This is a genomic window from Streptomyces atriruber (assembly GCF_001418325.1).
Taxonomy (GTDB): Bacteria; Actinomycetota; Actinomycetes; order Streptomycetales; family Streptomycetaceae; genus Streptomyces; species Streptomyces atriruber.
Map to the genome: position 1 here is coordinate 19,169 of NZ_LIPN01000318.1, position 10,929 is coordinate 30,097.

General features: G+C 70.2%; 10 protein-coding genes and 3 tRNA genes. 8 read left to right on the plus strand and 5 right to left on the minus strand.

The features are described 5' to 3' along the window. Positions 1-71: 71 nt before the first annotated feature. From purL to purS, 3 genes are read right to left on the minus strand one after another with little or no spacing between them, the layout of a single operon-like run. Positions 72-2,321 (minus strand): phosphoribosylformylglycinamidine synthase subunit PurL, encoded by a 2,250-nt coding sequence (gene purL, locus AOK03_RS29290; protein ID WP_055568378.1) that lies wholly within the window; start codon positions 2,319-2,321, stop codon positions 72-74. Then, a complete protein-coding gene (purQ, locus tag AOK03_RS29295) occupies positions 2,318-2,998 on the minus strand; it encodes a phosphoribosylformylglycinamidine synthase subunit PurQ (protein ID WP_055568379.1) in 681 nt (226 codons plus the stop codon). Before purQ ends, purL begins: the two co-directional genes overlap by 4 nt. After that, positions 2,995-3,276 (minus strand): phosphoribosylformylglycinamidine synthase subunit PurS, encoded by a 282-nt coding sequence (gene purS / locus AOK03_RS29300; RefSeq protein WP_055568380.1) that lies wholly within the window; start codon positions 3,274-3,276, stop codon positions 2,995-2,997. The genes purQ and purS overlap by 4 nt, the downstream gene beginning before the upstream one ends. A gap of 351 nt (positions 3,277-3,627) precedes the next feature. Here purS and AOK03_RS29305 point away from each other — a divergent pair, with 351 nt between their 5' ends. From AOK03_RS29305 to AOK03_RS29340, 8 genes are all read left to right on the plus strand, one after another. After that, on the plus strand, positions 3,628-3,945 hold the full coding sequence (locus AOK03_RS29305) for a histone-like nucleoid-structuring protein Lsr2 (protein WP_055568381.1): 318 nt from the start codon (positions 3,628-3,630) through the stop codon (positions 3,943-3,945). Positions 3,946-4,059: 114 nt separating this feature from the next. Continuing rightward, positions 4,060-4,131, plus strand: a tRNA-Gly gene (locus tag AOK03_RS29310). A gap of 79 nt (positions 4,132-4,210) precedes the next feature. Continuing rightward, positions 4,211-4,286 (plus strand) — tRNA-Gly (locus AOK03_RS29315). Between the two features lie 153 nt (positions 4,287-4,439). Beyond that, the gene (locus AOK03_RS29320; protein WP_055568382.1) at positions 4,440-5,420 is read left to right on the plus strand and encodes an ABC transporter ATP-binding protein; all 981 of its coding nucleotides are present in this window, start codon (positions 4,440-4,442) and stop codon (positions 5,418-5,420) included. Further along, positions 5,417-6,196 (plus strand): ABC transporter permease, encoded by a 780-nt coding sequence (locus AOK03_RS29325; protein WP_055568383.1) that lies wholly within the window; start codon positions 5,417-5,419, stop codon positions 6,194-6,196. Before AOK03_RS29320 ends, AOK03_RS29325 begins: the two co-directional genes overlap by 4 nt. A gap of 14 nt (positions 6,197-6,210) precedes the next feature. Beyond that, entirely contained in the window at positions 6,211-7,515 is a 1,305-nt protein-coding gene (locus AOK03_RS29330) for a histidine kinase (RefSeq protein WP_063792597.1), read from the plus strand. Beyond that, complete coding sequence (locus tag AOK03_RS29335) at positions 7,512-8,120, plus strand: response regulator transcription factor (protein WP_055568384.1); 609 nt, start codon at positions 7,512-7,514, stop codon at positions 8,118-8,120. The genes AOK03_RS29330 and AOK03_RS29335 overlap by 4 nt, the downstream gene beginning before the upstream one ends. Positions 8,121-8,143: 23 nt before the next feature. Next, positions 8,144-8,219, plus strand: a tRNA-Gly gene (locus AOK03_RS29340). A gap of 47 nt (positions 8,220-8,266) precedes the next feature. Here AOK03_RS29340 and AOK03_RS29345 read toward each other — a convergent pair. Beyond that, positions 8,267-9,163 carry a phosphoribosylaminoimidazolesuccinocarboxamide synthase gene (locus AOK03_RS29345; RefSeq protein ID WP_055568385.1) on the minus strand — a complete coding sequence of 299 codons (897 nt, stop codon included), beginning with the start codon at positions 9,161-9,163 and terminating at the stop codon, positions 8,267-8,269. A 107-nt stretch (positions 9,164-9,270) separates the two neighbouring features. Further along, on the minus strand, positions 9,271-10,761 hold the full coding sequence (locus tag AOK03_RS29350) for a N,N-dimethylformamidase beta subunit family domain-containing protein (protein ID WP_055568386.1): 1,491 nt from the start codon (positions 10,759-10,761) through the stop codon (positions 9,271-9,273). Between the last annotated feature and the right edge of the window lie 168 nt (positions 10,762-10,929).

Here is a 10,929-nt window from a genome sequence, read left to right on the forward strand (position 1 = left end):
TCCGATCCGCGCACACGCCGAAGCCCCCGTCCGGACCTGGTCCGGACGGGGGCTTCGGGGAAGAGGACGGATCAGGCGAAGAGCCCCGGAATCGTCTCCTCGTGCGCCGTGCGCAGCTCGCTCAGCGGCAGCGCGAACTCGCCCTGTACGTCGATGACGTCGCCGTCGACCACACCGATGCGCGTGACGGGCAGACCCCGCGCCCCGCACATGTCGGTGAAGCGCAGCTCCTCGCTCCGCGGCACCGAGACGACCGCGCGCCCCGCCGACTCGGAGAAGAGGAAGGTGAACGCGTCGAGGCCGTCCGGCACGACGAGCCGCGCGCCCTTGCCGCCGCGCAGGCACGACTCGGTGACGGCCTGCACGAGACCGCCGTCCGACAGGTCGTGGGCGGCGTCGATCATGCCGTCGCGCGAGGCCGAGATGAGGATCTCGGCGAGCAGCTTCTCGCGCGCCAGGTCGACCTTGGGCGGCAGCCCGCCGAGGTGCCCGTGGACCACCTGCGACCAGGCCGAACCGCCGAACTCCTCGTGCGTCTCGCCGAGCAGGTAGAGGAGCTGGCCCTCTTCCTCGAAGGCGATCGGCGTGCGGCGGGCGACGTCGTCGATCACACCGAGGACGGCGACGACGGGCGTCGGGTGGATCGCCGCCTCACCGGTCTGGTTGTAGAGCGAGACGTTGCCGCCGGTGACCGGGGTGCCCAGCTCCAGGCAGCCGTCCGCGAGGCCGCGGATGGCCTCGGCGAACTGCCACATGACGTCCGGGTCCTCGGGCGAACCGAAGTTCAGGCAGTCCGAGATCGCGAGCGGCTTGGCGCCGGACGCGGCGACGTTGCGGTACGACTCGGCGAGCGCGAGCTGCGCGCCGGCGTACGGGTCGAGCTTCGCGAACCGGCCGTTGCCGTCGGTGGCGATGGCGACGCCGAGGCCCGTCTCCTCGTTGATCCGGATCATCCCGGAGTCCTCGGGCTGGGCGAGCACGGTGTTGCCCTGCACGAAACGGTCGTACTGGTCGGTGACCCAGGACTTCGCGGCCTGGTTCGGGGCGGCGACCAGCTTGAGGACCTGCTCGCGCAGCTCGTCCGCGTTCGCCGGGCGGGCGAGCTTGCCCGCGTCGTCGGCCTGGAGGGCGTCCTGCCAGGACGGACGGGCGTAGGGACGCTCGTAGACCGGGCCGTCGTGCGCGACCGTGCGCGGGTCGACGTCGACGATCTTCTCGCCGTGCCAGAAGATCTCCAGGCGGTCGCCGTCCGTCACTTCACCGACGACGGTGGCGATGACGTCCCACTTCTCGCAGATCGCGAGGAAGCGCTCGACCTTCTCCGGCTCCACGACGGCGCACATGCGCTCCTGCGACTCACTCATGAGGATCTCCTCAGGGGTGAGCGTGGAGTCGCGCAGCGGCACGTCGTCCAGCTCGACGCGCATGCCGCCCGAGCCGTTGGACGCCAACTCGCTGGTGGCGCAGGAGAGTCCGGCGGCGCCGAGGTCCTGGATGCCGACGACGAGCTTCTCGGCGAAGGCCTCCAGGGTGCACTCGATGAGGAGCTTCTCCTGGAAGGGGTCGCCGACCTGGACGGCCGGACGCTTCGACGGCTTGCTGTCGTCGAAGGTCTCGGAGGCCAGGATGGAGGCGCCGCCGATGCCGTCGCCGCCCGTGCGGGCGCCGTACAGGATGACCTTGTTGCCGGGACCGCTCGCCTTCGCGAGGTGGATGTCCTCGTGCCGCATCACGCCGATGGCACCGGCGTTGACCAGCGGGTTGCCCTGGTAGCAGGCGTCGAAGACGAGCTCGCCGCCGATGTTGGGCAGGCCCAGGCAGTTGCCGTAGCCACCGATGCCCGCGACGACTCCGGGGAGCACGCGCTTGGTGTCGGGGTGGTTCGCGTCGCCCATGCGCAGCGGGTCCACGACCGCGACCGGGCGGGCGCCCATCGCGATGATGTCGCGGACGATGCCGCCGACGCCGGTGGCCGCGCCCTGGTAGGGCTCGACGTACGACGGGTGGTTGTGCGACTCGACCTTGAAGGTGACCGCGTAACCCTGGCCGACGTCGACCACACCGGCGTTCTCGCCGATGCCGACGAGCATGGCGTCGTTCTCGGGGACCTTCTCGCCGAACTGCTTCAGGTGGATCTTGCTGCTCTTGTACGAGCAGTGCTCGGACCACATGACGGAGTACATGGCGAGCTCGGCGCCGGTCGGGCGGCGGCCGAGGATCTCGCGGACGCGCTCGTACTCGTCTTCCTTCAGGCCCAGTTCGGCCCAGGGCAGCTTGACGTCGGGGGTCTCTGCCGCGTGCTTGACGGTGTCCAGAGTCATGCGTTGACCAGCTTCTTCAGGATCGAGGTGAAGAATCCGAGACCGTCGGTACGGCCGGTGCCGATGAGGGGCTCCACGGCGTGCTCGGGGTGCGGCATGAGGCCGACGACGTTGCCCGCCTCGTTGGTGATGCCGGCGATGTCGCGGAGCGAGCCGTTGGGGTTGCCGTCGAGGTAGCGGAAGGCGACGCGGCCCTCGGCCTCCAGCATGTCCAGGGTCCGCTCGTCGGCGGTGTACTGCCCGTCGATGTTCTTGAGCGGGATCAGGATCTCCTGGCCCGCCGTGTAGTCCGCGGTCCAGGCGGTCGACGCGTTCTCCACCCGCAGCTTCTGCTCGCGGCAGATGAAGTGCAGGTGGTTGTTGCGCAGCATCGCGCCGGGCAGGAGGTGCGTCTCGGTGAGCACCTGGAAGCCGTTGCAGATGCCGAGGACCGGCATTCCGGCCTTCGCCTGCTCGATGACGGACTCCATCACCGGGGAGAAACGCGAGATGGCGCCGGCCCGCAGATAGTCGCCGTAGGAGAAGCCGCCGGGCAGCACCACGGCGTCGACCTGCTTGAGGTCCTTGTCCTTGTGCCAGAGCGGCACGGCTTCGGCGCCTGCGACGCGGACGGCGCGCTGGGTGTCGCGGTCGTCGAGGGTTCCCGGGAAAGTGACGACTCCAATTCGAGCAGTCACTTCGCGGCCCCCGCCACCTTCTCGGATCCTTCGGCGTCTTCGACCTTTACGACGAAGTCCTCGATCACCGTGTTGGCGAGGAAGGTTTCCGCCAACTCGTGGATACGGGCGAGGGCGGCGTCATCGACGGGCCCGTCGACCTCGAGTTCGAAGCGCTTTCCCTGACGTACGTCGGAGATGCCCTGGAAACCGAGGCGCGGCAGTGCACGCTGCACCGCCTGGCCCTGGGGGTCGAGGATCTCCGGCTTGAGCATGACGTCGACTACGACGCGTGCCACTGGCACTCCCGGTGTGTGGTGCTGGCGTGTGCTGCTTGCTGGTGCTGAGCAGGTTCCTTCAGACTACCGGCACAAAAATTCTACTCGCGTAGATTCGTAGCAACCTACGAGATGACGGTCACGTTCCGGTGCTCAAACAGGTTTCGAACCGAGAACCTTCACGATGAATCCATGAAAGATCACGCTTCGTCATTGGAACCTGACACGCGGAGGCATTAGGACAGGCTTCACAATGCAATGCCGGGCACTGTACAAAGGAATTGGCAATAGTCGATACTTTGCTGAAAACATCCGTGCAGTCGGCATCACCGCATGTCAACGCGGTAGAGCCGCGCGAAGGGACCGATATTCGTGGCGCAACGTGTCGTGGTCACTCTCTTTGACGACATCGACGGCGGGGAAGCGGCGGAAACGGTCGCCTTCGGTCTTGACGGCAAGTCGTACGAGATCGACCTCAATCAAACCAATGCCGAGAAACTGCGCGGGGCACTTGCCCCGTACCTGGAGGCGGCCCGCAAGCGGTCGCGGTCCGGGATCGCGTTCCGGCACACCGCGATCTCCCCCGACCCGTCGGCGGTCCGCGCCTGGGCGCGCTCGCACCAGATGAACGTCCCGCCGCGCGGCCGCATCCCCAAGAAGGTCTACGAGGCCTTCGAAGCGGCCAACTGAAACAGCAGGTCCACGCCCCTCGGGACAACCGACTTGCGCTGCACCCCCGCTGGTCAGCTAGAGTCTGGAGCACGCCGAGGGGCGAGGCCGAAAAGCCGGGCCCCACGGAGTCATGCGGGTGTAGTTCAGTAGTAGAACATCCCCCTTCCAGGGGGAAGGCGCAGTGTGCAATTCCTGTCACCCGCTCTGCATCGCTCACGGACCGGTCCTCCGGTTGCGGTAAGCTGATGCACGCGCCGATCAGTGAGAGCTGGTCGGAGGCAATGCGAACGTAGCTCAGTTGGTAGAGCGCAACCTTGCCAAGGTTGAGGTCGCGAGTTCGAACCTCGTCGTTCGCTCCATGTGAGAAGGCCCCGGTCGAATCGACCGGGGCCTTCTTCGTGTTCCCCGGCTCCCGTGTTCCCCGGCCGAGGGGGGGCTCATCTGACATTTGTCATGCGGGCCGGTGACAGCGCGCACTGCTGGGGCCTCCGCGGCCGGGGGACGCTGTCCTCATGACTGACCAAGTGATCGACGTGACCGATCTGCGGCGCGTGTACGGGGGCGGTTTCGAGGCGGTACGGGGAATCTCCTTCACCGTGGGACGCGGTGAGCTCTTCGCACTGCTCGGCACCAACGGCGCCGGCAAGACCTCCACCGTCGAGCTCCTCGAAGGGCTCGCGGCACCGGCCGCCGGGCGCGTGCGGGTGCTCGGACACGACCCGTACACCGAACGCGCCAAGGTGCGGCCCAGGATCGGCGTCATGCTCCAGGAGGGCGGATTCCCCGCCGAGTTGACCGTCGGCGAGACCGCGCAGATGTGGGCGGGCTGCACCAGCGGCGCCCGGCCCGTCGCCGAGGCCCTGGAGATGGTCGGGATCGCCAAGCGCTCCGGCGTCCGCGTGAAGCAGCTCTCCGGCGGCGAGAAGCGCCGCCTCGACTTCGCCATGGCGCTCCTCGGACGGCCCGAGGTGCTCTTCCTCGACGAGCCCACCACCGGCCTCGACGCCGAAGGGCGGCGCGAGACCTGGGAGTTGGTCCGCAAGCTCCGCGACAACGGCACGACCGTGCTGCTCACCACGCACTACCTCGAAGAGGCCGAGGTGCTCGCCGAGCGGCTCGCGATCCTGCACGAGGGGCGGATCGCCGCCGAGGGCCGGGTCGCCGACGTGGTCGCCTCGCAGCCCTCGCACATCTCCTTCGAACTGCCCGACGGGTACTTCCTCGGGGACCTGCCGCCGCTCGCCGAGCTCGGCGTGACCGGGCACGAGACGGTCGGGCACCGGGTCAGACTGCGCACGGACGAACTGCAACGGGCCGCCACCGGGCTGCTGTTGTGGGCCCGGGACGCACGGGTCGAGCTGGGCTCCCTCGACGTACGGGCGGCCACGCTCGAGGAGGCGTTCCTGCGGATCGCCAAGGAGGTCGGGAGCGGTCCGGACGCGGCGGACGGACGGTCCGCCGGGCGCCACGGAAAGAAGGAGATGGCGGCATGAGCACCATGGCCCTGACCACCCCGGCGCGGCGGATGCGCTCGCTGGCCCGCGCCGAGTTCACCCTGCTCGTACGGAGCAAGGGCACGCTGTTCGCGGCACTGTTCGTGCCGTTCGTCATCCCGTTCAGCATGAAGCAGGCCGTCAAGGGGATGGACCTGAAGGGCACCGGGCTCGACGTCGGCACCGTGGTGCTGCCCGCCGCCCTCGGCTTCTCGCTGCTCTTCGCCGTGTACTCCGCGCTGACCGCCGTCTACGTCGCCCGGCGCGAGGAGCTCGTCCTCAAGCGGCTGCGCACCGGCGAGCTGCGCGACAACGAGATCCTGGCGGGCGCCGCGCTGCCGTCGGTCACCATCGGCATCGTGCAGTGCCTGGTCCTCGCCGTGGGCTGCGCCGTGCTCCTGGACACCGGGGCACCCAGCGCCCCGCACCTCGTCGTGCTCGGCGTCGCCCTGGGCCTGGTGATGTTCGCAGCCCTGGCCGCCGTCACCGGAAGCTTCAGCCAGTCGACCGAGTCCGCGCAGGTCATGAGCCTGCCGCTGATCTTCGTCTCGATGCTCGGCTCCGGGCTCTTCGTCCCGCTGGAGGTCCTGCCCGACAAGGTCGCCGCGATCTGCCAGGTACTGCCCCTCACCCCCGTCATCGAGCTGATCCGGGGCGGCTGGGCCGACACGCTCTCCTCCGGGGACACGCTGCGCGCGGTCGTGACGGCGGTGGCCTGGACCCTGCTCTCGGTGTTTGCTGTACGACGGTGGTTCCGCTGGGAGCCCCGGCATTGAGGGAGGCGACGGACGTGGTCGGCCGGATTCGGGCCTGGCAGCGGAGCTGGCACGGGCGCAGCAAGATCGAGAAGGTCGAGTTCCAGTCCACCGTGACCTGGCACGCGCTGCCGTGGATCTTCCTCCTCAGCTGGGTCTCGGTGCCGCTCGGCCTGAGCCTGCGCCACGACCTCGCCCCGCAGCTCTTCGGCTGGACCCTGATCGTGCTGGCCGCCGCGCAGTGCCTGCAGGCCAACCGCTCGCTGCGCCGGTCGGTCGACCACTATCTGCGACGGGCCCCGGTGCCGCGCCGTGACCTCGTGCTGGCGGGTGTCCTCATGAGCGCCACGATGGGGCTCGCCGTGGGCCTCCAGGCGGTGGACGGCGCGCCCTCGCAGATGCTGGGCCTCACCGCCCTGTTCGTGCCGATGCCGTTCGCCCAGTCGCTCGCCTTCTCCGCCACCATCCGGGCCTATGCGGTCCGCATGGCGCTGGTCGTCGCCGCGTCCGTCATCGCCTTCGCCCTCGCGGGGGCGCGCGGCGGGGAGCTCGCCGCGACCGGCTTCATCATCGCCTTCGCGAGTTTCCTGGCGCTGATCTCCACGCGCTGCGGGGCCTGGACGCTCTCCGTGATGTGGGAGGCCGACCGGGCCCGCGAGGTCGAGGCACGGCTGGCGGTCGCCGAGGAGCGGCTGCGGTTCGGGCGGGACCTGCACGACGTGATGGGGCGCAACCTCGCCGTCATCGCGCTCAAGAGCGAGCTCGCGGTGCAGCTCGCACGCCGGGGGCGGCCGGAGGCCGTGGACCAGATGGTCGAGGTGCAGCGGATCGCGCAGGAGTCGCAGCGGGAGGTCCGTGAGGTCGTACGGGGATATCGCGAGGTCGACCTCAAGGTGGAACTCGTCGGTGCGCAGGGCGTGTTGGAGGCGGCCGGGATCGACTGCCGGGTCATCGGATCCGGGGCGGCACTGCCCGCCTCGGTGCAGTCGGCCCTCGGGTGGGTCGTGCGGGAGGCGGCGACGAACGTGCTGCGGCACGGTGACGCGGGGCGGTGCGACATCGCCCTCGCGGTGAGCGAGGGGCGGGCGACATTGACCGTGGAGAACGACGGGGTGCCGGAGGTGGCGCCCCAGGGGCAGGGCTCCGGGCTCGCGGGGCTGCGCGAGCGGCTGGCCGAGGTGGACGGGACGCTGGACACCGTGTCCGGCGACGGGGTCTTCCGGCTCGCCGTGCAGGTGCCCCTGCCGCCTTCGCGGGGCCCGGCGCCGTCGGGGCGGCAGGGGGAGCGGGCCGGGCAGAAGCACGGTCCCGAGCGGGAGCAGGAGCGGGAGGCGGCATGAGTCTTCGTGTGTTGCTGGCCGACGACGAGCACCTCATCCGGGGTGCGCTGGCCGCGCTGCTGGCCCTGGAGGACGACCTCGTCGTCGTCGCCGAGGCCGCGTCCGGGCCCGAGGCGCTCGCCATGGCGCGGGCCCACCGGCCCGACGTCGCCGTCCTCGATCTGCAGATGCCGGGCGCCGACGGTGTGAGTGTGGCCACATCCCTGCGCGACGAACTCCCGGACTGCCGGACCATGATCGTGACGAGTCATGGCAGACCCGGACATCTGAAACGGGCCCTCGCGGTGGGGGTGCGGGGCTTCGTGCCGAAGACCGTGAGCGCCCAGAAACTCGCCGAGATCATCCGCGCCGTACACGCCGGAAACCGCTATGTGGACCCGGAGTTGGCGGCCGACGCGATCTCCGCGGGGGACTCGCCGCTGACCGCCCGCGAGGCCGAGGTGCTCGAACTCGCCGCCGACGGGGCGCCCGTCGCGGAGATCGCCGAGCGCGCCGCGCTCTCCCAGGGAACGGTCCGCAACTACCTCTCCTCGGCGGCCACCAAAATCGGCGCCGAGAACCGTCATGCCGCAGTGCGTCTCGCACGGGAGCGAGGTTGGGTATAGTTGGCCTCGCGCTTCGGCGCAGCGCGGACGTAGCTCAGTTGGTAGAGCGCAACCTTGCCAAGGTTGAGGTCGCCAGTTCGAACCTGGTCGTCCGCTCCATGTGAAAGGCCCCGGTCGATTCGACCGGGGCCTTCTTCGTGCGCCGACTACCAGGGCGTGCCGGTCAGCCGCTCGTACGCCTCGATGTACTTGGCGCGGGTGGCGTCCACCACGTCCTGCGGCAGCGCCGGCGGCGGCTGCTCGCTCCTGCGGTCCCAGCCCGAGGCCGGCGAGGTCAGCCAGTTCCGCACGAACTGCTTGTCGTACGACGGCTGGGCGTGGCCCGGCTCCCACTGGTCCGCGGGCCAGAAGCGCGAGGAGTCCGGGGTCAGCACCTCGTCGGCGAGGATCAGGTCCGCCCCGTCGAAGCCGAACTCGAACTTCGTGTCGGCGAGGATCAGGCCGCGCTCACGGGCGATGTCCAGCGCCCGGCCGTAGACCGCAAGGGTCGTCTGGCGCAGTTGGGCCGCCGTCTCCGCACCGACCTGGCGCGCGACTTCCTCGTACGACACGTTCTCGTCGTGCTCGCCGACCGCGGCCTTCGCGGCGGGCGTGAAGATCGGCGCGGGCAGCTCCGAGCCGTCGACCAGGCCCTCGGGGAGGGCGAGGCCGCAGACCGTGCGCGACTCGTTGTACTCCAGGAGGCCCGAGCCCGTCAGATAGCCGCGGGCCACGCACTCGACCGGGACCATCTCCAGGGACTTGCAGACCAGCGTGCGGCCCGCCCAGTCGGCGGGCGCGCCCTGCGGCAGCTCCGTGGAGATGACGTGGTTCGGCACGAGGTCCGCGAGCTGGTCGAACCACCACAGGGAGAGCTGGGTGAGGACGCGGCCCTTGTCGGGGATCTCCGAGGGCAGCACCCAGTCATAGGCGGAGAGCCGGTCGCTGGCGACCATGACGAGCTCGCCCGCCTCGTTCTGGTACAGCTCGCGCACCTTGCCGGTGTGGAGGTGGACCAGGCCCGGCACCTCAAGGGGCTCGGGCTTTTCTACGAATCCGGACACGGTTCCCTCCCGTGGTTCTGGCCAAGTGAGGTCGATTCTCCCGTATGGGAAGTGTGGTTTTGGCCAGGGGTTGAGTGGGGCTGTGCGGCGGAACGGGTGTGACGCGGTCAGTCGCGCTTGCAGATGCGGTCCAGGAGGTTGGCCGTGGCGCGTTGGATACGGGTGTCCACGTGGCCGGGGCGGTCGAGCGCCGGGGACCAGGCGAAGGTGCCGGACGCGAAGACCAGGGCGCCGGACGGGGCGCGGTACAGCGACGACTCCTGATGGCGGACGACGCCCTCGGTGTCCTCGTACGGGGAGTGGGCGAGCAGGATGCGGCCCTGGTGCTCGGGGAGCGCGGTCCGCGGGAAGTAGCGGTCGGCCTCGCCCGCGACCAGGCCCTCGATCTCGTCGCCGTCGTGCGCCCCGGTGGCCTCCCACAGCCAGTGGTCGGCGTTGCGGACGACGAGGGGCCGCGGCTCGGGTACGCGACCTGCGTACTGGATGCCGAGGAGCTGCTGCTCGGCCGCCTTGCCGCCGTCCCGCTCGCGCCACAGGGCGGGTTTGCCGGGGCCGCGGCGCTTGCGGCAGGTGAGGAGGCGGTCCTCGACGCCGGACGCGGACGCGCTCAGCTCCACCTGCCAGTACATGGTGTTGGCGGAGAGGAAGACCAGTGATGTGCCGTGCTCGCGGGCGTGCTCCGTGGTGCGGCGCATGCTCGGCGACCAGTACTCGTCGTGGCCCGGGAAGACCAGGCCTCGGTACCGGGTGGGGTCGATGCGACCCGCGTGCAGGTCGCGGGCGTCCGCGTACGCCAGGTCGTAGCCGTAGCGCTCGGCCCAGCGGATGAAGTCGTAGGCGTGGCCCACGTGCAGGGGGAGGCCCGCGCCCGCGTACGGCCGGTCGAAGGAGACCGTGACGGCGGCCTCGCTCTCGCCGAGCAGGCTGCCCTCCTCGTCCCATGCGTGGTAGAGGCTGGCGCCCGTGCGGCCGTCCTCGGGGTAGAGGTTGTACGCCTGCCACGTGACGTCCGGGAGGAGCAGGAGGAGGTCGGCGGGGTGGTCGTCACGGACCGTGAAGGGGACGTGCGAGCGGTATCCGTCGGTGGTGGTCAGCACCGCCACGTACGCCCCGACGCTCCAGTAGCTCGGGATCTGCAGGCGCCAGGAGAGCCACCAGTGGTGGCAGGAGACCGTGCGGTCGGCGGTCAGGGGGGCGGGCTGCACGATGCCGGAGAGCCGGGGGCTCGTGGTGATCTTGCTCGCGCCGTCCCCGCCGTAGTGCCCGATGCGGTAGATGTCGACGCTGAACTGCTGGGGCGGGTCGACGGTGACGTGGAAGTCGATCGCCTCGCCGGGGGCGGCCGCGCCGGTGGAGGTGAAGCCCTTGATCTGGCAGTGCACGTCATCGGCGGTGGGCGGGCCGCCGGTGCGCGGCGCCGGGATGTCCGCGGCGCCGGGGGCGGGGGCGTGGTCGATGTACCAGGGCACGACGCGGCCGGTGTCGTCGAAGTAGTGCTCGGCCCCGCGCAGCCAGGGCAGCGGGCCCTGGCCGAAAGGGTCCGACACGGCATGCGCCAACGCACCCGATTCCCATCGACGGATCGGCTCCGACCTCATACGTGCCCCTCCCTCGCTCCCCCGAGCCTGCGGCGCCTGTGGTGCATACGGTCCGGCGGCCGACCCCAGCACATCACATTACGCACGCACCCCGTCACCGTTCGTCGCGAATTGATGTGAGCGGAGCGTGATGCTCCGGGTGGGCTGGCGGACGGGGTGGCGCCGGGG